Source organism: Enterococcus sp. DIV0574 (assembly GCF_051711125.1).
Classification (GTDB): domain Bacteria; phylum Bacillota; class Bacilli; order Lactobacillales; family Enterococcaceae; genus Enterococcus_D; species Enterococcus_D gallinarum.
This window is the reverse complement of record NZ_JBIOMA010000001.1, coordinates 2,011,882-2,037,185: the sequence shown is the minus strand read 5'-3', so window position 1 is coordinate 2,037,185 and position 25,304 is coordinate 2,011,882. Positions and strand designations below refer to the sequence as shown.

The window sequence follows — 25,304 nt, the reverse complement described above, 5'->3', positions numbered from 1 at the left end:
TAATATGGGGTTTCCAAAAAATTTTCTATGGGGTGGCGCAACAGCCGCGAACCAATATGAAGGCGGCTATCTTTCTGGCGGAAAAGGGTTAAGCACCCTCGATGCCATTACAGGAGGCAGTATGGATCAGCCGCGAATGATTACCTATAAAACAAAAGACGGCCAGATCGGGAAAGTTACTCGGGATACCGAATTACCTGAAGGTGCCGTTGGGTACATCGATCCAGAGCAGTATTATCCTAGTCATGTGGCGACAGACTTTTACCATCATTATCAGGAAGATATTGCGTTGTTTGCAGAGATGGGCTTTAAGTGTTTTCGGATGTCTATTTCCTGGGCACGGATTTGTCCAAAAGGAACCAGAGAGATCAACGAAGACGGCCTGGCTTTTTATGATGCAGTTTTCGATGAGCTGTTGAAGCATGGCATTGAGCCAGTGGTGACGATCAATCACTTTGATATTCCTATGTATTTAGCGGATGAATATGATGGTTGGTCGAATCGCAAAGTGATCGACTATTTCTTGTTTTTCTGCGAAACGATCTTCACTCGTTACCAAGATAAAGTGAAATATTGGATGACGTTTAACGAGATCAACTTTTTGAGAAGTTGGACACAAATTGGTATTCATAAAAATGATAAGCAGCATAAGTATCAAGCTGCGCATCACTTGTTTGTAGCAAGTGCTAAAGCAGTACAAATGGGACACCGAATCAACCCGGATTTCATGATTGGGATGATGGTGGCGTATATTCCAAGTTATCCGATGACAGCTAACCCAGAGGATGTTTTAGCTGCATTGCAATTCAATCGGGAACAAGAATTCTATATTGACGTTCAAGCAAAAGGCTATTATCCTGCCCACAAGGTAAAAGAGTTCGAACGTGAAGGGATCGAAATCAAAAAAGAAGCTGGAGATGACGCGGTCATTGCGAACGGAACGGTTGACTATATCGGTTTTAGCTATTATATGTCAACCGCTTCTTCAGCAAATCCTGAAACAGTCAAGTATGTTGGCGGCAACCAAATGCCTGCGGTGAAAAATCCTTATTTAACCGAATCGGATTGGGGCTGGGCGGTCGATCCATTAGGGTTGCGGATCTCATTGTGTCAATTGTCTGATCGTTATCATCTTCCTTTATTTGTAGTAGAGAATGGATTCGGTGCCATAGACAAAGTGGAATCTGACGGCTCGATCAATGACGATTATCGAATTGATTATTTCAAAAAACACATTGCAGCCATGAAAGATGCGATAACTCTTGATGGCGTAGACTTGATTGGCTATACACCTTGGGGATGTATCGATCTTGTATCGGCAGGAACTGGTGAGATGAAAAAACGCTATGGCTTTATTTATGTGGACATGGATGATCACGGGAACGGAACATTGGCCCGGAAAAAGAAAAAATCATTTGATTGGTACAAAGAAGTGATTGCTTCAAATGGAGAACAACTTTAAAGAATAAGAAAACATCCCCGCATTCATGGCGCAAACAGCAGTGAGAGAGTACTCATTGCTGTTGCAAACCGATGAGTGAGTGGATGTTTTTTCTGGTTAGATCATTAGCCAAGAACCTTTTCAATACTAGGGATCATTTTGGTTGGATTGGTCTGAGGGGCAAAACGTTCAACGACATATCCCTCGCGATCAATTAAAAATTTAGTAAAATTCCATTTGATCGCTTTCCCCATCGTTCCTGGGGCTTCTTCCTCCAAGTATTGAAAAAGCGGATCAGCTTCTTTTCCGTTGATGACTGTCAATTGATGCATCGGAAAGTCAACACCATAGGTTGTGCGACAAGCTTCGGCAGCTTCACTAGCAGAATGAACTTCTTGTTTGAATTGGTTGGAAGGGAAGCCTAAGACCATCAATCCTTGGTCGCGATATCGTTGGAACAATTCTTCAAGTTCGTTGAATTGGGGGCTCAATCCGCATTTTGTCGCCGTGTTAACGACAATGATGGCTTGACCCCGATAGCGTTCTAATGAATAGGTTTCACCGTTTTCCAAAGTGGCTTGAAACGCGTAAATTGACATTTTTTTGCTCCTTTCGATAGTTGACAGTATTTTCTAATTGTTGATTGTTCAGTAGTTCTAAACTTGTAATTAGTATAGTTCAATCTGGATGAAAAACCAAAAATAATTGATTTTCTTTCAGCAGTAAATAGACGCAAGGCAGCAATAAGAGGTTGGGATCAGAAGTGTTAAACTTCGATAAATAAGGAGGAATATATGGAAATTGCTTTTCAATTTTTTGGTATTTCGACTTATTTCCGAAGACATTGTTTCTGCTACCGCTGTTTAGACGTGTTTAGAGCGTAAAACAAAAGTATTTTTTACTTTTGTTTCACGCTCTTTTATTCGCTTTGACATTCGATTGTCTAATTGGCAGAAAAGATGACCTTTTTAGCAAGTCATTAGATTTCTGAAGCGACTTCGCCTTCAATTTCTTTTCCATGGACTACCGATTTGGTTTTCCACACACCGGAATGCCAACGATAAATCATTAAAATACTCCGCAATGCTTCATCAATTGCGTAAGCGATCCAGACACCAATCAAGCCAAATTTAAAGACGATGGCCAAAGAGTACGAGAATGGTAAGCTGATGACCCAAAGAACGATCAAACTGCAGAATAATGGGAATTTAACATCCCCGCTGGCATTTAAAGAGCCCACTAGAATCATATTGACCGCACGTGCTGTCTCTAGGACGATTTCAACAAGAAATACGCCTTTAGCGATTGAGATGACTTCAGCATTGGTAGTAAAGATTCCCATAATCGGTTCGATAAAGAGATAAGTCAATAAACAAATTGTAACAGAAGCGATGATGCCAATAATCATTGTGCGCATGCCCCGTTTTTGTGCTCGCTCAAATTCTCCTGCGCCTACATGACGACCAATCATGATTTGATTTCCCTGACTTAACGCCGAGGCGATCAAATACACAAATTGAGTGATCGCTGTAACATAAGACTTAGCAATCAGCACGCTTGAACCTAATTGCGCAACGATCATCGTTACTACCACTTGTGCTCCTTGATAAGACAAAGATTCTCCTGAGGAAGGTAGGCCATAGGTTAAGACATTTTTCATTACATCCCATGATAAATACTTTAATCGGGCAGAAAGAACAGAAAAACCAACGTGTTTTTTCAGTAAAAATGCCGCAACAATCAAGCCAATCGTATTGCCGAAGACACTGGAGAAAGCTAGTCCTGTTACACCGAAATTAGGTAAGCCAAAAGGACTGTAAAGTACAAAGTAGTTACCAATAACAGCTAGGATACTGGCAAACATCGGTACAAGCAAAGCAGGTTTCGTAAAGCTGTGGCTACGCATGACCGCGATAATGACAGCTGTCAGCGAAGAAATAAACAAGCTTCCGCCATATACTTGCAGGTAGCCGCGACCCAAATCAACCAATGCTTCTTCTAATCCCATAAAATGCAGCAATGGATCAGAGCCAAAGATAAACATCAAGCTGATCAAAATACCTAAGAATAGAGAACCAAAAAGTGCTGTATTGATCACAGTAGGGATTTTTTCCCGCTGCTTCGCACCAATTAGTTGAGCAATAATGATTTGCGTACCGACAGTGATGAAACCATAAATAAAGACGGTCAGATTCAGCAATTGATTTGCTGCGCTGACGGCAGCGACTGCTGGTTCAGAATAATGGGAAATCATCCATACATTGACATTCCCAATAATCACACGTAAAAATAGTTCAACAAAAATCGGCCAGCTAAGAAACAATAGTTCCCGATCAGATCTTTTCAAAAGTTTTTTCTTATTCAATTGTAAGGACTCCCCGTTTTCTATATAATAGATGTATCGTGAAAATTTTACAAAAAATGAAAAGAAAGTCAATGTAATTTTCAGAGAAAAAAACGGGAATATCTTATTATTTTTTGTAAGCAGAACATTCGACAGAAATTCTTTTTGAAAGTAAAGTATGGGTAGTCGAAAATGGAGGGAACAATTATGTATGATGTAATTATTATCGGCGCTGGACCTGCCGGCATGACAGCAGCGCTGTATGCGTCACGGTCAAATTTATCTGTTCTGATGATTGAGCGGGGAGCTCCTGGCGGTCAAATGAATAATACTGCTGAGGTTGAAAATTATCCTGGCTTCGATTCGATCTTAGGCCCAGAACTTGCTTTTAAAATGTATGAAAGTGCCATCCGCTTTGGCGTGGAGAATGCCTATGGCATCGTTCAAGGGATCACGGATCATGGAGAGTACAAGGAAGTCTGCACAGAAGACAAGAATTATCAAGGGAAAACTGTGATCATTGCAACAGGCTGTGTACATAGAAAATTAGGAGTCAAAGGCGAGGAAGAATTCGCTGGACGCGGAGTTTCATATTGTGCAGTTTGTGATGGCGCCTTTTTCCGCAACAAACGGTTGATCGTAGTTGGTGGTGGAGATTCTGCAGTCGAAGAAGCGATCTACTTAACACAATTTGCTTCAGAAGTAACGATTGTCCACCGTCGGGATGAGCTACGTGCGCAAAAGATCATCCAAGAACGAGCATTTGCCAATGAAAAGATCTCATTTATTTGGGATTCTGTCGTGGAAGAAATCAAAGGCAACGAGATGGTCGTAACTGGTGTTCAAGTGCGAAATGTCAAAACAAATGAAGTAACGGAAGAAGCGGCTGGTGGTGTCTTTATCTACGTTGGGCTAGATCCATTGACTGAACCATTCAGAGCTAGCGGACTCACGAATGAAACAGGTTGGATCCCAACCAATGAAATGATGGAAACAACTATGCCAGGCGTCTATGCGGTAGGGGATGTTCGAGAAAAAGGCTTACGACAAATCACTACAGCAGTCGGGGACGGCAGTATCGCTGGCCAACAAGTATTTGATTTTATAGAAACACAAAAAGACCAGCAACCAATTAAATAATTATCGAACGCACTGTTATTTATAAAACGTTATTCGTTTTTGATAGCAGTGCGTTTGCATTTTCGTTTGGTTATTCTTTGAGAAAAACAGAAGTAGTGTTATACTAAAATTATAGTCATTTTAAAGTTAGAAGGAGTGGTTTTTGTATGGGATGGGAACAAATTTATGAGCAATGGAAAAATCATCAACAATTAGAAGCAGGGTTGAAGGATCAGTTAACAGAACTGGAGAAAGATCCAGAAATGTTGCAAGATGCTTTTTATATGCCGCTTGAATTTGGTACTGCTGGGATGCGAGGGATCTTAGGACCTGGGATCAACCGCATGAATATCTATACGGTCCGTCAAGCAACAGAGGGATTGGCGCGCTTCATGGATACACAAGATCCAGAAACCCGTCGCCGCGGTGTCGCAATCGCATATGATTCTCGTCATTTTTCACCAGAATTTGCGATGGAAGCAGCCAAGACATTAGCAAAACACGATATTCCTGCCTTTGTGTTTGAAAGCTTACGTCCAACCCCTGAATTATCTTTTGCGGTACGTTATCTGCATACGTTCACTGGAATCATGATTACAGCATCTCACAATCCGGCAGCTTATAATGGATACAAAGTATACGGCGAAGATGGTGGACAAATGCCTCCAGCAGATGCGGACGCCTTGACAGCTTTTGTTCGAGAAATTGAAAATCCACTAGAAATTCCAGTTTTATCAGAAGAAGAAGCAAAGCATAGTGGATTGATCACGATTATCGGCGATGAGGTCGATACTGCGTATCTAAAAGAAGTCAAAACAGTGACAATCGATCAAAAATTAATCGAGACAACAGGGAAAAATCTTAAATTAGTTTACACACCATTACACGGAACAGGTCGGATGCTTGGTGAAAAAGCTTTGAAACAAGCAGGGTTTGAGCAATTTATTATTGAACCTTCACAAGCTGTTGCGGATCCAAACTTCAGTACAGTCAAGTCACCGAATCCAGAAGAACATTCTGCCTTTGAATATGCGATTGCTCTGGGAGAAAAAGAAGACGCAGACTTGTTGATTGCAACTGATCCGGATGCGGATCGCTTGGGTGCTGCAGTCCGGATGCCTGATGGAAACTATCAAGTATTGACAGGAAATCAATTAGGCGCATTGATGATCCGTTACATTCTAGAAGCCCACAAGAATGCCGGCACACTACCGGAAAATGCAGCAGTCCTAAAATCGATCGTTTCTAGTGAATTGCCAACAGCGATTGCCCAGTCTTACGACGTTGAAATGGTCAATGTATTGACTGGCTTCAAATTCATTGCCGAAAAAATCCAACAGTATGAAACAGATCATTCCCATACGTTCATGTTTGGTTTTGAAGAAAGTTACGGTTACTTGGTAAAACCTTTTGTGAGAGATAAAGATGCGATCCAAGCACTTGTCTTGTTGGCTGAAGTCGCTGCTTTTTATAAACAATCGGACAAAACACTTTATGATGGATTGCAAGATATCTTTGAGGAATATGGTTATTATGCCGAAAAAACGATTTCTGTTACGATGAGCGGTATGGAAGGTGCAGCCAAAATCACTGCATTGATGAAAACATTCCGAGAAAAAGCACCATCAGTTTTCGCGGGTATACCAGTCGTTCAGACAGAAGATTTCAAAGAATTGACAAGAGTTGGTTTAGATGGTCACATGCAAAAAATGACTACACCACCGTCAGATGTATTGAAATATACTCTTGAAGATGAGAGCTGGATTGCGGTTCGTCCTTCTGGAACTGAACCAAAAATCAAATTTTACATTGGTGTCAAAGGAAACTCTTCTGAAGATGCAGCAAATAAAATTGCTGAACTTGAAGCTGCCATTAATGAAATTACAGAAGTTTAAGCGATAAACAAGAGCTAGATCCTTTTCAAATACTTGGATGAGAAGCAGATAGATTATTTTGCTGATATTCAGTTCTTCTTGGAGAACATATTACAGGAAAATGTGCTGCTTCTTTTCCAGGTATTTGGGTGGATCATGCATATATTTTGACGCCTTGTTTTCAATGGGGCTTGACAAAGAATGCTTGAACCAGCTAGAATTTTATTCACCATCGAGAAAGGAAGACCAGCATGACTCAACCAGATCAAGAAGATATCCAAAAAGTCACTCAAATTTTTAAAATGCTTGGTGATCCTACACGTTTGAAGATATTGCTTTCTTTAGAAGAAGGAGAACGTAATGTAACTTCGATCGCAGAGCAAGTGATGATGGAACAATCTGCGGTCTCTCATCAATTGAAACTATTGAAAGATAATCGGATCGTAAAATCGGAACGACAAGGAAAGACAATTTTATATAGTTTAGATGACAAGCACGTAGTCGACATCTTACAAAAAACATTCGCTCATATCCATCACCGCTGAAACTAGGACGAGAATTTCTCGAAAGTCCTAGTTTTTTCTTATGCTTTTTGGTATGCTAGTAGAAAATTAAAAATGGATGAACGATTTTTTAATAACGTTTTCGGTAAGGAGGCTATATGAAAGAGCAATTAAATATAGGACTACTAGGAATGGGTGTCGTAGGCACTGGAGTCTGCCAACTATTAGCGGAACAAAGAGAGGCAATCGCAGCCCGAACTGGTGTCGAGATTTTTATTACGAAAGCATTGGCCTCTCCTTATGATGATAAAAGCGCAATTGCCCAAAAATACGGGTTTGAACTGACTAGTGATATTCAGGAAATCTATCAGGATGAGTCCATCGATGTCATTGTGGAATTGATTGGCAAGATCGATCCTGCGAAGGATTTTATTCTTGGTGCGTTAGCTCACAAGAAACATGTTGTAACCGCCAATAAAGATCTCTTGGCGACTCATGGCCCAGAACTGACTGCCGCTGCTAAAAAAGCCGGTGTTGCATTGTATTATGAAGCCAGCGTGGGAGGCGGGATTCCTATATTGCGAACATTAAGCACGCATTATTTACCCGATACGATTACCTCGATTTCTGGCATCGTCAATGGTACGACGAATTATATGCTGACAAAAATGTTAACAGATAACTTAAGTTATGAGGAAGTTCTAGCTGAAGCACAGGCAAAAGGATTTGCAGAATCGGACCCGACCAATGATGTGGACGGTATTGATGCAGCTTATAAGATGGTCCTCTTGACAAAATTTGCATTTGGTATGACGATCGAGATGAAAGATGTTTCTATCGGCGGCATTCGTGGATTAGCAATTGAAGACATCATTTATGCCCAACAACTAGGGTATGAAGTGAAACTTATTGGTACGGCACAAAAGACACCAAAAAATCATGTCGCTGTTTCTGTTGGTCCAGTTCTTGTCCCTAAGCCCCATCCGCTAGCCTCAATCAAATATGAGTTTAATGGCGTGTATATCGAAAGTACGGGCATCGATCGTTCCATGCTTTACGGGCCTGGAGCGGGAGCTCGTCCTACTGCGACGAGTGTGCTGGCAGATGTGACGGAGATCGCTAAAAATAAATCTGCTGGGATCACTGAATCATTTCTAACCTTTGAACAGCCGACTCAGATTGCAGTACCAGATGAGCTTCGTCAACGTTATTACATTGCGTTGACTGGACCATTAGCAGCGCAGCAACAGACATTGGACTGGATCGACCAAGAATCTATCTTGGAAAAGAAAGCATTTTTGACGAAGCCATTGAGTCCCTCGGAATTAACAACAGCATTATCGATTTTTGAAGATGGTCGAATTAGCCAAATCATGAAAGTAATGGAGGAGTAGCAGATGTATGAAGGACTATTAAAGCACTATAAAGAGTATTTACCGGTGACAGAAAAAACACCGCTAATCTCATTAGCAGAAGGAAACACACCGCTGATTCCATTGAATAACTTATCAAAAGAATTGGGTATCACATTATATGGGAAATACGAAGGACTAAATCCTACTGGATCTTTCAAAGATCGGGGAATGGTGATGGCAGTAGCCAAAGCGGTGGAAGAAGGCGCAAAAGCAATCGTTTGTGCTTCTACTGGTAATACCAGTGCTGCAGCAGCAGCGTATGCGACACGAGCAGGAATCAAAGCCTATGTGGTGATTCCAGATGGTAAGATCGCAATGGGCAAGTTGGCACAGGCAATCGTTTATGGCGCGGATATTATTTCTATTCCCGGGAATTTCGATGAAGCACTAAAAGCAGTTAGAGAAATTGCCAAAACAGAAGCTGTGGCCCTCGTGAATTCAGTCAATCCTTACCGTTTGGAAGGACAAAAAACCGCTGCCTTCGAAATTTGCCAGCAGTTGGAGAAAGCGCCAGATGTACTAGCAATTCCAGTAGGAAACGCTGGAAACATCTCTGCTTATTGGAAAGGATTCAAAGAATGGCATGACAAACAAGGGACTTCACTACCAAGAATGCATGGATTTGAGGCAGAAGGTGCCGCAGCAATCGTAAAAGGCGCGGTAATCGAAGAGCCAGAAACAATCGCAACAGCGATTCGGATCGGCAATCCAGCAAGTTGGAAGCTAGCAGAAGCCGCTCGTGATGAATCAAAAGGGTTTATCGATGCTGTAACCGACGAAGAGATCTTGAATGCTTACCGAAAGGTAGCTGCACAAGACGGTGTCTTTATTGAACCAGGATCGGCTGCTTCACTAGCAGGCGTGATTCAGCACGTGAAAAACGGGAAAATTCGTCCTGGTGAAACCGTAGTGGCAGTCTTTACTGGAAACGGTTTGAAAGATCCTGATACAGCTATTCAGGCTACTGAAGTAGCGATCCATAAGATGAGTGATCTAGAAGAAATGCGGCAACACCTGCGTAAAGGAGTGTCTCAACTATGAAGATTCGCGTTCCTGCAACCAGTGCAAATTTAGGACCTGGTTTTGATTCTTGCGGGATTGCTCTCTCAAAATATCTATTCATTGAAATTATGGAAGAAAGTGACCGATGGGAGATCTTACATGAACTTGGCAGTGAAATCCCTAATGATGAAAGTAATCTGCTGTTACGTGTCGCGCTGAAGCTTGCACCTACACTTACACCGCGTAAAATCCGCATGTACTCAGATATACCTTTAGCACGGGGATTAGGCAGCAGTTCATCGGTTATCGTGGCTGGAATCGAATTAGCCAATCGTTTAGGACACCTGAACTTAAGTGATGCACAGAAAGTTGATATTGCAACGGCCATTGAAGGCCACCCCGACAATGTGGCACCGGCAATTTATGGCGATTTTCTGATTACGGCCTTTGATCATGAACATAAACAAACTTATGTTGTTAAACATCATTTTCCGGAATGCGATATTGTTGCTTATATTCCGCAAGAACAATTGTTGACAGAAGCTAGTCGGAATGTCCTCCCTAAAACACTGGACTTTTCAACTGCTGTTGAAGCCAGTGCAATCGCCAATGTGATGATCGCAGCAGTGATCAAAGGGAATCTACCTTTAGCAGGTAAAATGATGCAGGCGGATCGTTTTCATGAGAACTATCGTGAAAAATTAATTCCGCATTTATCCACGATCCGCCAAATTTGTGAAGAAGAAGGCGGCTATGGCTGCTTCCTGAGTGGGGCTGGACCAACTGTCTTAGCGATTGTCCCACCCGAAAAGGCAGATAAGATCTGCCGCCTTCTCCATGCGCTTGAAACCAATGCAGCGATCGAACAGTTGCAGATCGATCGAGAAGGCGTCCAAGTCTTTTAGACTTTTCTGATTTGACACAAGCAAAGATCCCCAGAATAATGGTACAGTCTAGCTGACCATTACTCTGGGGATCTTTTTGTCTAAAATGTATGTGGCTGGTTATTCTTCTGTTTCTGACGTGTAGTAACTATGGTCTTCCAAATTCAATGCATTCAAAATCATGGAAGCTGTCTCTTCAATTGAAAGAGAGGCAACATTAATGACGATGCAGCCTAACTTTTGATAAAGATCATTGGCAAATTCTAATTCAGCCCGGATTTTTTCAATATCTGAATACGCCGTGTCTGGATTCAATCCGTAAGAACGCATCCGTTCTTTACGTATGCTGTTTAAAACGTCGGGATCATTCGTTAACCCAACGATTTTACTCGGTTCGATTTCCCACAACTGCTTAGGAATGTGTGCTTGGGGCACAAGAGGCAAATTCGCCACCTTTAAGTTTTTGTTGGCTAAGAAAAGACTTAGCGGTGTTTTTGATGTTCGGGAAACACCTAACAAAACGACATCGGCTTCGAGAAAACCTCGTGGGTCTTTTCCATCATCGTATTTAACAGCGAATTCCATTGCTTTGATACGTTTGAAATAATTTTTGTTTAAATGATGCAATGCGCCGGGTTCTCGCGATGGAGCGACACCTGTGCGTTTTTCTACCTCGGTGACAGGAGGAGTCAATACATCAAAATGATACAGGTCGGCTTCTTCACAAAAGTGATTGGTTAGCGAGACTAGCTCATCGTTAATCAGTGTGTGCAAAATAATGGCATCGTGTTTTTTGGCATCAGTCAACGCCTGGATCAAGTGTTCTTTGGTGTGAATAAAGGTACGCCGAAATAAGTTGAATTCAACACTTGGGTACTGTGCCATCGTTGCTTGAGCTAATTTGGAGGCCGTTTCTCCTGCTGAATCGGACAAGACAAAAATCGTGACAATCGTTTCTTGTGGGTTCATAGTAAAATCCTCTCTTGCATTTTTGATAATTTCATTATACCATACTTACGATCGCTAAAAATCGGAATGATTTTGATTTACTGGAGGGATTCGATGAAAAATCAACCATTGATTGAGCAAGCTATGTCGATATTAAAAGAACATGGCTATAAATATACCAAAAAAAGAGAAGCTATCATTACTTATTTAGTGAAACGCAACCGTTATTTGCCGGCAAAAGAAATCCATGATTTCATGTCTGAAGAATACCCGGGTCTAAGTTATGACACGATCTATCGGAACCTTCATGATTTTTCTGAGATTGGCATCTTGGAAGAGACTGAATTGAATGGAGAAATGAAATTTCGTTATAATTGCTGCGTGGAATTGGAAGATCATCACCATCATCATTTTATTTGCACGGTTTGTGGCAAAACAAAAGAGCTGCATATTTGTCCAATGGATTTCTTTCAAGAACAATTGCCCGGGTGCAGTATCGAAGGCCATCGTTTTGAAATTCTAGGCAGATGTGAAGATTGTCGCTGATTGTTCGGATTCTAAGATTGAATCAGGAAGTTCATCGACTTTTTTACTAGAATACCTTGACACTTTTTCAGGGGTTAGCTATAATTTTCAAAGGACAGTCTTGTTTTTTGAGATTTTATTTCAATGACAAATACGGTTACTTTTTAAGCTCGGAGGGAGGGAATTTACATGTCAAAAACAGTCGTTCGCAAAAACGAATCACTTGACGATGCTCTTCGTCGCTTCAAACGTTCCGTGTCAAAAGCGGGTACTTTACAGGAATCTCGTAAACGTGAATTTTACGAAAAACCAAGTGTAAAGCGTAAGAAAAAATCTGAAGCAGCTAGAAAACGTAAAAAATTCTAATTTTCTACTGTTTTGAGAATTGGAGCTGGTAGTGTGACGCTACTAAGTACACTGAATGATGACATGAAAACAGCGATGAAAGCCAAAGACAAGGAAACGTTGCAGGTGATTCGCATGTTGAAAGCATCGATTCAAAACGAACAGATCAAAAAAGGTGCCGACTTGAACGAAGAGGAAGAATTGACTGTGTTGTCTCGTGAAATGAAACAACGTCGTGATTCTCTGACTGAATTTGAGAAAGCCGACCGTACCGATCTGGCTGAAAAAGTCAAAGGTGAAATTGCAATTGTTGAAAAATACTTGCCGGCACAACTTGATGAAGCGGAAATTCGCCAAATCGTTGCTGGTGCGATCGAAAAAACAGGGGCTTCTTCTCCGAAGGAATTCGGAAAAGTGATGGGCGCTGTGATGCCTCAAGTAAAAGGCAAAGCAGACGGCAACCAAGTCAATGCGATCGTCAAAGAATTATTAGGGCAAATGTAAGGACACGCCGTAAGCATTTTATTGGATGCTTACGGCTTTTTTGTTCTTTCTTAGTGAGTATTTTTAAGTAGAATCAATGATCGAAAAACAAACTATTAATAAATTGCAAAGAACGCTGCCAAAACGCTTCTTGAAGCTTACAAGTAATTTTGCTTTTAGCGATTGTGTGGTATTATAAACTAGAATGCCTAAAAAAGGAGCTGTAACTTATTTGACAGAAGAGCGTATTTCTTTGGAAATCCAACTGACTCAAAATGATGATATTAGTTTGTTGTTGGGTTCCCATGACAAACATATCAAAGTCATCGAAGATGCTACACAAACAACGATTCATACCCGCGGAGAAATGATCCAAATCATTGGTGAAAAGACAGCCGCTGAAAAAGCCCAATCCGTGATCCATGCGTTGCAAGAGTTGATCAAACGAGGGATCAATATCAGTACGCCAGATGTTATTACGGCATTGAACATGGCAAATAAAGGAAACTTAGATTATTTCACAGATATGTATGAAGAAGAAATCATCAAAGATCGTAACGGTAAGCCGATCCGCGCAAAAAATGCCGGACAAAAGAAATATATTGAAGCCATCAGAACCCATGATGTCGTTTTTGGCGTTGGACCAGCAGGAACCGGAAAGACGTTTCTTGCCGTTGTCATGGCCATTGCGGCATTGAAGAAAGGACAAGTTCAAAAAATCATCTTGACGCGACCCGCTGTTGAAGCAGGTGAAAATCTTGGCTTTTTACCAGGTGATCTGAAAGAAAAAGTCGATCCCTATTTGCGTCCCGTTTATGATGCCCTTTATCAAATCTTTGGTATGGATCATACCAATCGTTTGATGGAACGCGGCGTGATCGAGATTGCTCCGCTAGCCTATATGAGGGGGCGGACTTTGGAAGATGCTTTTGTGATTCTTGATGAGGCACAGAATACCACTATTGCCCAAATGAAAATGTTTTTGACCCGCCTAGGATTTAATTCAAAAATGATCGTTAATGGCGATACAAGTCAAATTGATTTACCAAAAGGAACAACGAGCGGACTGATTCATGCGCAACGAGCGTTAGAAGCAATTCCTAAAATTGCGTTCGCGCACTTTGAAGCAGGAGATGTCGTTCGTCATCCAGTCGTTGCAGACATTATACGTGCCTATGAGGAATCCGATAGTAAAGAACAACGTTGATTGTCGGACAGGAGGGGTAAAATGATCATACAACCGTTACGGAATTTTCGAGAAAAATTAGGCCGCTTTTACCTGCCGCTGCTTATGGTGCTCTTTTTTGTTTTATCTATTGGGATCATGTTTTCCAGTGTAAAACAAAACAATGTCGACTACAGCGAGGGGCAGGTTGCGGAAGAAAATATCCGAGCCAACAAAACGATTGAAAACACAACTGCTACTGAACAAAAACGTACGCTAGCCGCTGAAGCCGTCTCGCCTGAATACACGTATCAAGACGATTTGGCACAAGTTCAACATGAACGGATCAATCATTTGTTTGAATTGATTGATACAGTCAACAAGACTGTCAATACGAAATATGAAGCTGCGGTCAAAGCTGCTGGTGAAAATGAAAATGTTCCTAAACCGGATACAGAAGAGTATATCGCCACTTTAAAAAAAGAATTTGAAAAAATGAGTGATGATGAACTTGATTTTTATCAAGCGCTGACCAATAATTTTTTGTCGACATTATTTTCATTGAATAGTGATCAGCTGAACACGGTAAGAGATTATGCGCTGCAGCTTGTTGATGAACAAATGGCTAAACAGATCCGCCAATCTGAATTGAGTACTTTTCGATCAGAAGCCGAAGAAAAGATCCAGTTTTTGGATGTAACTTCTGAAATGGCAACAGCATTACGCTTTTTAGTCAATCAAGGGATCGTTGTCAACGATTTTCCTAATGAGAAACGAACGGAAGAAGCTCGGCAGGCTGCCAAAGACGCTGTTCAGCCGGTTATGATCTATCAAGGTGAGATCATTGTCCGGGAAGGCTCGCAGATTGATTCAAATGCATTAGAAAAATTGCAGCTTCTCGGTCTGACGAGTCAAACCTTCTCTGTATTTCCGTTGATTGCTTTAGTTTTTACTGCTGCTTTACAGATGCTCATGCTCTTTTATTACACACGGCAGACAAAAAACGAAGACAAACGGATGAATGCTGTGACCTTTTATGTCATTGCGATGATTTTTAGTATTTTATTGATGAAGTTTTTCCAACTATTTCAGTCTGAACTCATCGCGTTCATTCCGTTATTCTTTCCAGCTGCCTTTACCCCGCTGATCTTGAATATATTCTCAAGTCGGCGTTTGGGAATTTTAGCTGCGATGTTTCAAGTAATCAATGCGATTTTCATTTATTTTGATTCCAGCGGTACGAATATGCTGACTACTGTCTTGGTAACCTATTTGTTCTCTGGATTGATGGGAACGATGATCAGAAGGGAACGAATCGCCAGTCAAGGACGAACAGCCATTATGTGGGTCATCGTCTTTCCGTTCTTATTAAGTGTCATGTTAGTGATTTTCCAAGGGATGGATTTCGCGAGAGGCAATACCTGGACGACGATCATTTGTGCCTTAGCGGGTTCATTACTTAGCTATCTACTAACGATTGGTTTGCATCAATACATTGAGTTATTGGTCTCAGACAATAGCATGATCGTTCTGAACGAACTAAGTAATCCAAATCACCCGTTACTTAAACAATTACTGGAAGAAGCACCAGGAACCTATCATCATAGTATGATGGTCGCCAATTTGAGTGCTAATGCTGTAGCAGAGATCGGCGGACAAAGTTTACTGACACGGGTCGCTTGTTACTATCATGATATCGGTAAATTAAAGCATGCGAATTTCTTTGTTGAGAATTTACCCGCAGGGGCTGAAAATCCCCATAACTTTTTGCTTCCGGAAGACAGCAAGCAAATCATTTTCGGACATGTGATCGATGGAGCGGTTCTTTTAGAAAATGAGAAAATGCCTCAGATGGTGGTGGATATTTGTCGCCAGCACCATGGAACAACCTTGATGCGTTATTTCTATGTCAAAGCGAAAGAACGTAATCCAGAAGTGACAGAAGCCGATTTTCGCTATCCTGGACCAAAACCACAAACAAGAGAAGCAGGGGTCGTTAGTATCGCGGATAGTTGTGAAGCTGCTGTACGGGCAATGGATAATCCCACAGATCAGAAAATCAAGGAATTTGTTTCGAATTTGATCAATGATCGGATTCTTGATGGACAATTAGATGAGTCCGGACTGACATTGCATGAAATTCGTATCATTGAAAAGTCCTTAGTCAATGGATTGTGTAGTACATTCCATTCACGGATCAAATATCCGAAAATGAAGTCCGAAGCTGAAAAAATGAAAGAAGAACAAGAAAGAAGAGATCGGTAATGGAGATTGCTTTTTTAGATGAAACAAATACAGTGAGTCAAGAGAAAATCAATGAAATTGATGAACTGCTGCAGTATGCGGCAGACTATTTGAAGCTGCCTGAGGATACGGAAATGTCTGTCACCTTCATGGACAATGCCGCTATCCAAATCATCAATCGGGACTATCGTGATAAAGATCAACCGACGGATGTCATCAGTTTTGCTTTAGAAGAAGAAACGGAAGAAGAGTTGCCGATCATCTTTGATGATGAAATGCCAACTATGCCGAGAAATCTCGGGGATATCATGATTTCAGTCGAGCGGGCAAAAGAGCAAGCTAGTGAGTATGGACACAGCTATGATCGGGAATTGGGCTTTTTAGCGCTGCATGGATTTTTGCATATCAATGGTTATGATCATATGACACCAGAAGATGAGAAAGAAATGTTCGGTCTGCAAAAGGAAATATTGGATGCCTATGGACTCAAAAGATAAGAATACAGAAAAAAACAAACAATTTATCACATCCATTGAATTTGCCTTTACAGGAATCAAGACCGTCTTTGACGAAGAGCGCAATATGCGCAAACATGTCTTGTTAGGCATCGTTGCAATCATTGCGGGATTTGTCTTTAGATTAAATCAAATGGAATGGCTCTGGTTGTTATTGTCGGTATTTTTGGTTTGGATCGTGGAAATCGTCAACACAGTCTTTGAAAATGTCGTTGATATGTTTACCGATTTTCACTTCCATCCCATTGGCAAAAAAATCAAAGACATGGCGGCAGGAGCAGTCCTGATGACAGCATTCTTTGCATTGATCGTTGCGGCAATCATTTTTATACCAAAAATTTTAGCGTTCTTTTAGAAAGATAACACACAGAGGAGATCACCTATGACAACACATAAATCAGGCTTTGCTGCCATTGTTGGCCGGCCCAACGTTGGTAAATCCACATTACTTAATCGCGTAGTAGGTCAAAAAATCGCTATCATGAGCGACAAAGCACAAACGACCCGAAATAAAATCCAAGGGGTTTACACAACACCAGATGCACAAATCGTTTTTATCGATACACCTGGAATCCATAAGCCAAAACATCGCTTAGGAGATTTCATGGTGGAAACTGCTTATAGTGCACTTCGTGAAGTCGATGTGACCTTATTTATGATCAGTGCCGATCAAAAACGGGGGAAGGGCGATGACTTCATTATCGAGCGGCTGCGGAAAAACGAGACGCCGGTCTTTCTAGTCATCAATAAAATCGATAAAGTACATCCAGACGAACTTTTAGCTATTATCGAAGATTATGCGGCTCAAATGACGTTTGCGGAGATCGTGCCGATTTCGGCAACGGAAGGAAATAATTTTGAGACATTGATGAGATTAGTCATTGATCAAATGCCGGAAGGTCCCCAATATTTTCCTGAGGATCAAATCACAGACCATCCAGAATATTTCATCGTTTCGGAATTAGTGCGGGAAAAAGTGCTGTTACTGACTAGAGACGAAGTGCCTCACTCAGTCGCTGTGGTGGTTGACTCGATGAAACGGGATGAAAATGATAAAGTTCATATTCAAGCAACGATCGTCGTTGAACGGGATAGCCAAAAAGGAATCATTATTGGGAAAGGCGGCAAAATGCTGAAACAAATCGGAACAAAAGCACGATTAGATATCGAGCATTTGTTAGACGATAAAGTTTACTTGGAATTATGGGTCAAAGTTCAAAAAGACTGGCGAGACAAACAAACCTTCCTGACAGACTACGGTTATCGGAACGATGATTACTGATCTTCTCTAAACAAGATCAGCTAAGAAGTTTGATGAGAGAAAAGACAAAGAAAGCTGGAGCAAGCGAAGGGGATTGAGCTGCTTCAGCTTTCTGGTTTAGAAAGGAGCGTTTTTCATGAATTTAGTTGAAACAAAAGGGATCTTGTTATTTACTAGGGACCATAAAGAAAAAGATAAACTGGTCAAAATATTCACTGAATCGGCTGGAAAGCAAATGTTCTATGTAAAAGGTGCCCACCGCAAGAATAATCCTTTAACGCCAGCTTTGCTTTCGTACACTGAAGCGACCTATATTGGAAATATTCGTTCTGAGGGCTTGTCATTCTTGAATAATGCCAAAGATATCCATTCTTTTCGCAAAATCCAAGCTGATATTTTTCTTGCAGGCTATGCTACGTATCTATTGAATCTGGCTGACTCTGCGATCGATGACCGCGTGTACGATCCAAATCTCTATCATTTCTTACATGAAGCTTTGCAGTTGATGGATACTGATAATGATGCAGAGATCATCACTAATATTTTTGAGATTCAGTTGCTGCAGCGTTTTGGCGTCTCACCGATATGGACCCACTGTGCGGTCTGCGGACAAACAGAAGGCCGCTTTGATTATTCCTCGAAATACAATGGCGTCATATGCGAAAAGCATTGGGCCTTAGATGACCATCGTTATCACGGTGATCCAAGGGCAATCCATTTTATTCGTTTGTTTGCACAAATCTCTTATGAACAAATCGCATCGATCAAGTTAAAACCAGAAACGAAGCAAGCCATTCGTCAGGTAATTGATTTATTGTATGATGAATATGTTGGCTTACATTTGAAAAGCAAAAAATTTATTGATCAAATGGGACAGTGGCAAGATATCCTGAAACCCAAAGATCAACGATAAAGTTGGCGAAACTTCTTTGGAGTAGCGCCAACTTTTTTTTTGAAAAGAGCAGTGAAATGACTTGCATCTGGGATTCCTACCAAGAAAGCGACATCTTGGATGTCCAGATGAGGCTCGCCTACCAATAATTCTTTGGCACGATTCAGGCGATAATTCAGCAAAAATTGGGAGGTTGACTGTCCCAAAAAGCGCTGAAAGAGCCGCGACAAATACTGCGGAGTTACAAAAATTTTTTCCGCAAGTTCAGCGACGGTCAATGGATGAGCATAATTGGTTTCGATTTCTTGTAGTATAGGCGCAATGTAGCGTTGGTACAAATGATGCTTTTCATTTGCGTCAGCATTTTGCTGTTGGATCAATGCCAAAAGAAAGTGATAGCAACTGCTGGAAGAGCGCAATGGGTCTAATATTTTTTCTTGATCGTCGCGGATTCGTTGATTGATCCACTCACTGTAAGAAAATAAAGGGCTATCTTGCCCCATCAAGTAGCGCTTTCCGCCAAAAGGTTTCAACAATTCCTGTACTAAATCTCCTTGCAGCGTAACAAAGTTTGTCTGCCAGTCTCTATGAGGATGGTAACGATGAGGGATGAATGGCAAAATCAAAATGCCAGCCCCAGGAGTTAACACAAAGGATTGATCGTTAAAAAGGACGGTCCCTTGGCCAGCGGTAGTTTGCAACCAGTGATAATATGGATAACCAGTGGGACGAACCACTTCATCTTGTGCCCAATGATTCCCAATGCTCTCGATACTGACAGGGAGCCGAGGGTTGTTCTGATAGAAATAGATAGACATTGAATTCTCCTTGTTTCGAAATATTATAGAATCATGACAATCCTATTATACTACAACTTTTTGAAAAGCCTTACAATAATAATTATCAATGAGAAAAAGGAGCGTCAAACATGAAAAAAGTTTTTGAACGGTTTTTATTCGGTGGCGATTATAACCCTAATCAGTGGCCGCAAGAAATATGGCAAGAAGATATGCGAATTTTTAGAAATGCACACATCAATAGTGCGACTATCAATGTCTTTTCTTGGGCAAAAATCCAACCTTCAGAGCACGATTATTACTTTAATGAGTTGGATGAGATGATTGATATGTTGAGTGAAGAAGGCTACGACATTGTATTAGCGACTTCAACAGCGGCGTTGCCAGCATGGATGTTCAAGCGCTATCCAGAAGTGGCTCGAACTGACTATGAAGGGCGGCACCATAAATTTGGACAGCGGCACAATGCGTGTCCTAACAGCTTAGTCTACCAAAAATATGCACAACGATTAGCTGGGAAATTGGCACAACGCTATGGTGGTAACCCGCAAGTCACTTGTTGGCATATCAATAATGAATATGGAGGTGAGTGTTATTGTGAAAACTGTGAGAAAGCTTTTCGGGTCTGGCTAAAAGATAAGTATCAAACCCTTGAGGCATTGAATAAAGCGTGGAATCTGGAATTTTGGGGGCATACTGTTTATGAATGGGACGAAATCGTTCTGCCGAATGCTCTTTCTGAAGGAATCGGTCATGACAAAACCGCATTTGCAGGAATTTCTATCGATTATCGTCGTTTCAATTCTGACAGTCTTTTAGAAAACTTTAAGTTAGAACGGGATGCTATTCGTCAATTCGATAGTCAAACACCGATTACCACGAATTTGATGGGAACTTTTAAAGGACTCGATTACTTCAAATGGGCAAAAGAAATGGATATTGTTTCTTGGGACAACTATCCTTCGTATAATACACCATGGAGTTTCGTTGCAATGACTCATGATTTGATGCGGGGATTGAAGCAAGCGCCGTTTATGTTGATGGAACAAACACCATCCCAACAAAACTGGCAACCATATAATTCATTGAAAAAACCTGGCCAAATGCGCGCGCAAAGCTATCAGACGATCGCTCATGGAGCAGATACAATCCAGTTTTTCCAACTTCGCCGGTCCATTGGTGCTTGTGAGAAGTTTCATGGTGCGGTGATAGAACATGTTGGGCATGAGAACACCCGTGTATTTAAAGAAACTGCAGCATTAGGAGAAGAATTGAGCCGACTGAACGAAGTTTTGGGTAGTGAAACAAAGGCTGAAGTTGGTGTTCTATTTGATTGGGATAATTATTGGGCATTGGAATATACGAGCGGACCAACAGTTGATTTGACTTATGTGCAACAAATCCATCAATATTATCGTTACTTTTATGAAAAGAATATCGCAACAGATTTGGTGTCAGTTGATGCAGATTTCAGCAAGTACCAAGTGCTGGTAGCACCGGTTTTGTACATGGTAAAAGCAGGTATGAAAGAAGCTCTTGAATCCTTTGTGGAACAAGGAGGCACCTTGATCACAACGTATATGAGTGGCATTGTTGACCAGTCAGACAATGTCCATCTAGGCGGCTACCCTGGGCCTTTAAGAGAGCTAGCAGGAGTCTGGGTAGAAGAGATTGATGCATTAGCACCAGAGCAGACGAACGTTATCCAATTAAAGGGGGGAAGACAGGGAGAAAGTAACTTAGTCAGTGAGATCATCCATTTGGAGACCGCTGAATCTGTAGCGGACTATACGAGTAACTTCTATGCCGGTTCACCAGCAGTGACCAAAAATCGATTTGGTAAAGGGGTCGTTTATTATATTGGGACTCAACTTGAAAAAGATCTTTTAGATACGATCTTGGATGAAGCAACCAATAGCGCAAATCTAACTGCTGTGATTGAAGGAGAAACAAATCTAGAAATCAGCTGTCGTCATACGGAAGAAGCGGTTTACTATTTTATCATCAATTTTCAGAAGCAAGCGCAAAAGGTGCCGGCACAATTTGTAGGAAAGAAGGACCTACTGTCCGGTAAGCATTTGACTGAAGACTCCGTTGCAGATCAATACAGTGTATATGTAATCAAGGAAGGAAGAAGCGAATGACTGCTTTTGTAATCAAAGACGAATTTTATTTAAATGATCAGCCCATGAAAATTATTTCTGGCTCGATACACTATTTTCGAGTTGTGCCTGCATATTGGCGGGATCGCTTAGAAAAATTACGTTTGATGGGTTGTAATACAGTCGAAACGTATGTGCCTTGGAATATGCATGAACCGCAGGAAGGAAAGTTTGACTTTAGCGATAATCTTGATTTGCGGCGCTTTATTCAGCTTGCACAGGAGGTAGGGCTGTATGTGATCCTTCGTCCAGCACCTTATATTTGTGCGGAATGGGAATTTGGGGGCCTCCCTTATTGGCTGTTAAAAGATCCCTTCATGAAGATTCGCTTTGACTATCCACCGTTTATGGAAAAGATTGCTCGATACTTTACACAGCTTTTTTCTCAAGTGAGTGATTTACAGATCACTCAAGAAGGACCAATTTTGATGATGCAAGTTGAAAATGAATATGGCAGTTATGGAAATGACAAAAGTTATTTGCGAAAGTCTGCTGAACTAATGCGTCACAATGGCATTGACGTGCCCTTATTTACGTCAGATGGTCCTTGGCTGGATATGTTAGAGAACGGTTCGATCAAGGACATCGCACTGCCAACCATCAACTGTGGATCAGACATTCAGGAGAATTTTAGAAAACTTCAAGAATTCCATGGGAAGAAGCAGCCATTGATGGTCATGGAATTTTGGATAGGCTGGTTTGATGCATGGGGAGATGACAAGCACCATACCACATCGGTAACCGACGCTGCTAATGAATTGCGGGACTGCTTAGAAGCTGGCTCCGTCAATATTTATATGTTTCATGGTGGCACGAACTTCGGCTTTATGAATGGTGCCAACTATTATGAGAAATTATCACCAGACGTTACTAGCTATGACTATGATGCGTTGTTATCGGAATGGGGCGATGTGACACCTAAGTATGAAGCATTTCAACAAGTCATAGGGGAAATTACCGAAATCCCATCCTTTCCTTTGACTACAAAAATCGCCAAACGGGCTTATGGTAGCTGGAAAGTTAGTCAGCGAGTTTCTCTCTTTGAGACACTAGCTAGCATCAGTCAACCAGTCAAGCACAATTATCCTTTAACGATGGAACTGTTAGATCAAGCTACTGGCTATGTCTATTATCGTTCGCAAATTGGCAAATCGCGTGTGATCGAAGACTATCGACTGATCCATTGTCAAGATCGAGCCCATACGTTTATTAATAATCAGCTGCAATTTATTCAATATGATCAGGAAATCGGACAAAAGAAGACTCTCATACTGACGGAGGAGTCAAATGAGTTAGGGATCTTGGTTGAGAACATGGGACGGGTCAATTACTCCGTCCAAATGAATCATCAATACAAAGGTATCAAAGACGGAGTGATCGTCAACGGTGCGTTTCAAAGTGAATGGGAAATATACAGTCTACCGATGGATAATCTTGATCAAGTAGATTTTTCCGGTCACTGGCAAACGGGACAACCGAGTTTCTCCAAAGTGAGCTTTCAAGTGGATGAATGCGCAGATACATTTGTAGAACTGCCGGGCTGGGGCAAAGGATTTATTGTGATCAATGGGCATAATATTGGTCGTTTCTGGGAGAGAGGACCGCAAAGACGGTTATATATTCCAGCTCCTTATTTACGAGAAGGAAACAACGAGGCTGTGATTTTTGAAAGTGACGGTCGGGTATCAGATATGATCATCTTTCACGATCAGCCGGACTTAGGCCCTAATTAATTGCTTTTATATTTTTTGATTGACAAAGTCCCTATACAGCTACTATGATAAGGATAATCAAATAAATACGTTGATCGGAAAAAAGAAAGAAGCCAGAGTCATCCAGCGAGCTTGGGATAGTGAAAGCCAAGTTGAATCCTTTTTTCGCAGGCATCCGGGAGTATGACTCAATGAAGCTGCCGAGTAATCGGAAGTAGGGTGGAACCGCGAGAATATCGTCCCTATATCTATGCGCAAGTATAGGTATAGGGATTTTTTGGTGTGGATCACCATTGCTCGAATCACTGTGATCGACCTGTAAAGCAGGACATGCAAGTCCTTGTTAGCGAACCCTGCTGGTAGAAGTGACTGCAGGAGTAACACAGAAGAGATGAGCAGATGTGAAACAGTAGGCTCGCAGGGAGAACGTAGTACCTGTGTCCTATTTCATGAAAAACTCAACCTTTGCGGTAGAATCAATGACTTAGAAAAGGAGGGGACTCTCATGCCATTTGATATGACGATTGCTGCATCAGAATTCAAAGAAAAAAAATTAAAAGTGTTAGCAAGTATTCCATTGCAAATCTTAGTCAAGCAAGATGACCAACTAGTCAAAGAGTTAACAACAAAACCGGACCAAATGTTGTATGATTTGTCAGATGTTTTGACGGATGACCATGTTGTTGAAGTAAAATTGATTCCAGGTCATGTTGTTGAATTTTATCCAGTAGTCAATGCGTTGTAAGAAAGGAAGAAAATAATGAGTAAATTAACCGTTCAAGAAATGATCTTGACTTTACAGAAGTTCTGGTCTGATAACGGCTGTATGCTAATGCAGGCGTATGATACCGAAAAAGGAGCAGGGACCATGAGTCCGTATACTTTTTTACGTGCAATTGGACCGGAGCCTTGGAACGCCGCCTATGTGGAGCCGTCTCGCCGACCGGCTGACGGCCGTTATGGAGAAAATCCCAACCGTTTGTATCAGCACCATCAATTTCAAGTGGTGATGAAGCCCTCTCCAGAAAATATTCAAGAATTATACCTTGAAAGTCTGCGTTTGCTAGGGATCGATCCGCTAGAACATGATATTCGCTTTGTAGAAGACAACTGGGAAAATCCTTCTATGGGTTGTGCTGGTCTGGGTTGGGAAGTTTGGTTAGACGGCATGGAGATCACTCAGTTTACTTACTTCCAACAAGTTGGAGGATTGGCCTGCAAACCCGTTACTTCAGAGATCACCTATGGACTAGAACGTTTAGCATCTTATATCCAAGAAGTTGAAAGTGTCTATGATCTGGAATGGTCGACGGGGGTCAAATACGGCGAGATTTTCCGTCAGCCTGAATTTGAACATTCAAAATATTCCTTTGAAGTCAGCGATCAAGAGTTATTGTTAAGCAATTTTGACCGCTTTGAGGCAGAGGCAAAACGCTGTATCGATGAAAACCTCGTTCATCCTGCATATGACTATATTTTGAAATGCAGTCATACATTTAACCTGTTAGACGCTCGAGGAGCTGTTTCGGTAACTGAACGTGCTGGATATTTGGCTCGTATCCGTAATTTAGCAAGACAAGTTGCCAAGTTATTTGTCGCTGAACGGGAAAAACTAGGTTATCCATTATTAGCACCAGAAGAAGCGGAAAAATTGATTGCGGGAGGGAAATAAA

The 25,304-nt window shown here is 41.4% G+C and carries 24 protein-coding genes; 20 read left to right on the top strand and 4 right to left on the bottom strand.

Annotated features, from left to right (window positions below; genetic code table 11):
• Nucleotides 1-4: 4 nt before the first annotated feature.
• On the top strand, nucleotides 5-1,462 hold the full coding sequence (locus IGJ45_RS09880) for a family 1 glycosylhydrolase (protein WP_156247419.1): 1,458 nt from the start codon (nucleotides 5-7) through the stop codon (nucleotides 1,460-1,462).
• 104 nt (nucleotides 1,463-1,566) lie between these two features.
• Here IGJ45_RS09880 and IGJ45_RS09875 read toward each other — a convergent pair whose 3' ends face one another.
• Both IGJ45_RS09875 and IGJ45_RS09870 read right to left on the bottom strand, forming a co-directional pair.
• Nucleotides 1,567-2,040, bottom strand: coding sequence for a glutathione peroxidase (locus IGJ45_RS09875; protein WP_156247420.1), 474 nt, complete (start codon nucleotides 2,038-2,040; stop codon nucleotides 1,567-1,569).
• 380 nt (nucleotides 2,041-2,420) lie between these two features.
• A complete protein-coding gene (locus IGJ45_RS09870) occupies nucleotides 2,421-3,806 on the bottom strand; it encodes an MATE family efflux transporter (RefSeq protein ID WP_311810592.1) in 1,386 nt (461 codons plus the stop codon).
• Nucleotides 3,807-3,992: 186 nt separating this feature from the next.
• On the opposite strand from IGJ45_RS09870, the gene trxB reads away from it, so the two are divergent.
• The 6 genes from trxB to thrB all read left to right on the top strand — a co-directional run bounded on the left by trxB (nucleotide 3,993) and on the right by thrB (nucleotide 10,603).
• Complete coding sequence (trxB, locus tag IGJ45_RS09865; protein ID WP_081131603.1) at nucleotides 3,993-4,925, top strand: thioredoxin-disulfide reductase; 933 nt, start codon at nucleotides 3,993-3,995, stop codon at nucleotides 4,923-4,925.
• A 146-nt stretch (nucleotides 4,926-5,071) separates the two neighbouring features.
• Complete coding sequence (locus IGJ45_RS09860) at nucleotides 5,072-6,799, top strand: phospho-sugar mutase (protein WP_349703753.1); 1,728 nt, start codon at nucleotides 5,072-5,074, stop codon at nucleotides 6,797-6,799.
• Between the two features lie 230 nt (nucleotides 6,800-7,029).
• Entirely contained in the window at nucleotides 7,030-7,323 is a 294-nt protein-coding gene (locus IGJ45_RS09855) for an ArsR/SmtB family transcription factor (protein ID WP_003126275.1), read from the top strand.
• Between the two features lie 116 nt (nucleotides 7,324-7,439).
• On the top strand, nucleotides 7,440-8,675 hold the full coding sequence (locus tag IGJ45_RS09850; RefSeq protein ID WP_349703752.1) for a homoserine dehydrogenase: 1,236 nt from the start codon (nucleotides 7,440-7,442) through the stop codon (nucleotides 8,673-8,675).
• Nucleotides 8,676-8,678: 3 nt separating this feature from the next.
• A complete protein-coding gene (gene thrC / locus IGJ45_RS09845) occupies nucleotides 8,679-9,737 on the top strand; it encodes a threonine synthase (RefSeq protein WP_005471205.1) in 1,059 nt (352 codons plus the stop codon).
• Nucleotides 9,734-10,603 carry a homoserine kinase gene (gene thrB, locus IGJ45_RS09840; protein ID WP_103299721.1) on the top strand — a complete coding sequence of 290 codons (870 nt, stop codon included), beginning with the start codon at nucleotides 9,734-9,736 and terminating at the stop codon, nucleotides 10,601-10,603. The genes thrC and thrB overlap by 4 nt, the downstream gene beginning before the upstream one ends.
• A gap of 99 nt (nucleotides 10,604-10,702) precedes the next feature.
• On the opposite strand, the gene IGJ45_RS09835 is transcribed toward thrB, so the two are convergent.
• A complete protein-coding gene (locus IGJ45_RS09835) occupies nucleotides 10,703-11,551 on the bottom strand; it encodes a pyruvate, water dikinase regulatory protein (protein ID WP_003126279.1) in 849 nt (282 codons plus the stop codon).
• A 93-nt stretch (nucleotides 11,552-11,644) separates the two neighbouring features.
• Between IGJ45_RS09835 and IGJ45_RS09830 the strand changes: the two genes are divergently transcribed.
• The 9 genes from IGJ45_RS09830 (at nucleotide 11,645) to recO (ending at nucleotide 18,981) form a co-directional block, all read left to right on the top strand.
• Nucleotides 11,645-12,076: a Fur family transcriptional regulator gene (locus IGJ45_RS09830; protein ID WP_003126280.1), complete on the top strand. Its 432-nt coding sequence runs from the start codon at nucleotides 11,645-11,647 to the stop codon at nucleotides 12,074-12,076.
• A gap of 168 nt (nucleotides 12,077-12,244) precedes the next feature.
• Nucleotides 12,245-12,421, top strand: a complete 177-nt coding sequence (gene rpsU, locus IGJ45_RS09825; protein ID WP_002356740.1) for a 30S ribosomal protein S21 — start codon at nucleotides 12,245-12,247, stop codon at nucleotides 12,419-12,421.
• 33 nt (nucleotides 12,422-12,454) lie between these two features.
• Entirely contained in the window at nucleotides 12,455-12,904 is a 450-nt protein-coding gene (locus IGJ45_RS09820; protein ID WP_003126298.1) for a GatB/YqeY domain-containing protein, read from the top strand.
• A gap of 211 nt (nucleotides 12,905-13,115) precedes the next feature.
• A complete protein-coding gene (locus IGJ45_RS09815) occupies nucleotides 13,116-14,090 on the top strand; it encodes a PhoH family protein (RefSeq protein WP_003126299.1) in 975 nt (324 codons plus the stop codon).
• A gap of 21 nt (nucleotides 14,091-14,111) precedes the next feature.
• Entirely contained in the window at nucleotides 14,112-16,313 is a 2,202-nt protein-coding gene (locus tag IGJ45_RS09810) for an HD family phosphohydrolase (protein WP_003126300.1), read from the top strand.
• Nucleotides 16,313-16,789: an rRNA maturation RNase YbeY gene (gene ybeY, locus IGJ45_RS09805; protein WP_219645010.1), complete on the top strand. Its 477-nt coding sequence runs from the start codon at nucleotides 16,313-16,315 to the stop codon at nucleotides 16,787-16,789. Before IGJ45_RS09810 ends, ybeY begins: the two co-directional genes overlap by 1 nt.
• Nucleotides 16,773-17,162, top strand: a complete 390-nt coding sequence (locus tag IGJ45_RS09800) for a diacylglycerol kinase family protein (protein ID WP_029486721.1) — start codon at nucleotides 16,773-16,775, stop codon at nucleotides 17,160-17,162. The genes ybeY and IGJ45_RS09800 overlap by 17 nt, the downstream gene beginning before the upstream one ends.
• Nucleotides 17,163-17,189: 27 nt before the next feature.
• Complete coding sequence (gene era, locus IGJ45_RS09795) at nucleotides 17,190-18,089, top strand: GTPase Era (protein WP_060813415.1); 900 nt, start codon at nucleotides 17,190-17,192, stop codon at nucleotides 18,087-18,089.
• Between the two features lie 115 nt (nucleotides 18,090-18,204).
• Entirely contained in the window at nucleotides 18,205-18,981 is a 777-nt protein-coding gene (recO, locus tag IGJ45_RS09790; protein WP_138372040.1) for a DNA repair protein RecO, read from the top strand.
• Here recO and IGJ45_RS09785 read toward each other — a convergent pair.
• Nucleotides 18,972-19,778: an AraC family transcriptional regulator gene (locus IGJ45_RS09785; RefSeq protein WP_081131598.1), complete on the bottom strand. Its 807-nt coding sequence runs from the start codon at nucleotides 19,776-19,778 to the stop codon at nucleotides 18,972-18,974. The two genes, recO and IGJ45_RS09785, sit on opposite strands and share 10 nt — an antisense overlap.
• Before the next feature lie 110 nt (nucleotides 19,779-19,888).
• On the opposite strand from IGJ45_RS09785, the gene IGJ45_RS09780 reads away from it, so the two are divergent.
• The 4 genes from IGJ45_RS09780 to glyQ all read left to right on the top strand — a co-directional run bounded on the left by IGJ45_RS09780 (nucleotide 19,889) and on the right by glyQ (nucleotide 25,303).
• Nucleotides 19,889-21,901: a beta-galactosidase gene (locus IGJ45_RS09780; protein WP_349703751.1), complete on the top strand. Its 2,013-nt coding sequence runs from the start codon at nucleotides 19,889-19,891 to the stop codon at nucleotides 21,899-21,901.
• The gene (locus IGJ45_RS09775) at nucleotides 21,898-23,652 is read left to right on the top strand and encodes a glycoside hydrolase family 35 protein (RefSeq protein WP_349703750.1); all 1,755 of its coding nucleotides are present in this window, start codon (nucleotides 21,898-21,900) and stop codon (nucleotides 23,650-23,652) included. Before IGJ45_RS09780 ends, IGJ45_RS09775 begins: the two co-directional genes overlap by 4 nt.
• A gap of 484 nt (nucleotides 23,653-24,136) precedes the next feature.
• A complete protein-coding gene (locus IGJ45_RS09770) occupies nucleotides 24,137-24,376 on the top strand; it encodes a hypothetical protein (protein WP_003126309.1) in 240 nt (79 codons plus the stop codon).
• A gap of 12 nt (nucleotides 24,377-24,388) precedes the next feature.
• Complete coding sequence (gene glyQ, locus IGJ45_RS09765) at nucleotides 24,389-25,303, top strand: glycine--tRNA ligase subunit alpha (RefSeq protein WP_162787489.1); 915 nt, start codon at nucleotides 24,389-24,391, stop codon at nucleotides 25,301-25,303.
• Nucleotide 25,304: the final 1 nt, after the last annotated feature.

Bases quoted from the DNA above. Each gene is read 5' to 3' on its own strand.
- IGJ45_RS09880 (WP_156247419.1), top strand. From the start codon at position 5: ATGGGGTTTCCAAAAAATTTTCTATGGGGTGGCGCAACAGCCGCGAAC.
- IGJ45_RS09875 (WP_156247420.1), bottom strand. From the start codon at position 2,040: ATGTCAATTTACGCGTTTCAAGCCACTTTGGAAAACGGTGAAACCTAT.
- trxB (WP_081131603.1), top strand. From the start codon at position 3,993: ATGTATGATGTAATTATTATCGGCGCTGGACCTGCCGGCATGACAGCA.
- IGJ45_RS09860 (WP_349703753.1), top strand. From the start codon at position 5,072: ATGGGATGGGAACAAATTTATGAGCAATGGAAAAATCATCAACAATTA.
- IGJ45_RS09855 (WP_003126275.1), top strand. From the start codon at position 7,030: ATGACTCAACCAGATCAAGAAGATATCCAAAAAGTCACTCAAATTTTT.
- IGJ45_RS09850 (WP_349703752.1), top strand. From the start codon at position 7,440: ATGAAAGAGCAATTAAATATAGGACTACTAGGAATGGGTGTCGTAGGC.
- thrC (WP_005471205.1), top strand. From the start codon at position 8,679: ATGTATGAAGGACTATTAAAGCACTATAAAGAGTATTTACCGGTGACA.
- thrB (WP_103299721.1), top strand. From the start codon at position 9,734: ATGAAGATTCGCGTTCCTGCAACCAGTGCAAATTTAGGACCTGGTTTT.
- IGJ45_RS09835 (WP_003126279.1), bottom strand. From the start codon at position 11,551: ATGAACCCACAAGAAACGATTGTCACGATTTTTGTCTTGTCCGATTCA.
- IGJ45_RS09830 (WP_003126280.1), top strand. From the start codon at position 11,645: ATGAAAAATCAACCATTGATTGAGCAAGCTATGTCGATATTAAAAGAA.
- rpsU (WP_002356740.1), top strand. From the start codon at position 12,245: ATGTCAAAAACAGTCGTTCGCAAAAACGAATCACTTGACGATGCTCTT.
- IGJ45_RS09810 (WP_003126300.1), top strand. From the start codon at position 14,112: ATGATCATACAACCGTTACGGAATTTTCGAGAAAAATTAGGCCGCTTT.
- ybeY (WP_219645010.1), top strand. From the start codon at position 16,313: ATGGAGATTGCTTTTTTAGATGAAACAAATACAGTGAGTCAAGAGAAA.
- IGJ45_RS09800 (WP_029486721.1), top strand. From the start codon at position 16,773: ATGGACTCAAAAGATAAGAATACAGAAAAAAACAAACAATTTATCACA.
- era (WP_060813415.1), top strand. From the start codon at position 17,190: ATGACAACACATAAATCAGGCTTTGCTGCCATTGTTGGCCGGCCCAAC.
- recO (WP_138372040.1), top strand. From the start codon at position 18,205: ATGAATTTAGTTGAAACAAAAGGGATCTTGTTATTTACTAGGGACCAT.
- IGJ45_RS09785 (WP_081131598.1), bottom strand. From the start codon at position 19,778: ATGTCTATCTATTTCTATCAGAACAACCCTCGGCTCCCTGTCAGTATC.
- IGJ45_RS09780 (WP_349703751.1), top strand. From the start codon at position 19,889: ATGAAAAAAGTTTTTGAACGGTTTTTATTCGGTGGCGATTATAACCCT.
- IGJ45_RS09775 (WP_349703750.1), top strand. From the start codon at position 21,898: ATGACTGCTTTTGTAATCAAAGACGAATTTTATTTAAATGATCAGCCC.
- IGJ45_RS09770 (WP_003126309.1), top strand. From the start codon at position 24,137: ATGCCATTTGATATGACGATTGCTGCATCAGAATTCAAAGAAAAAAAA.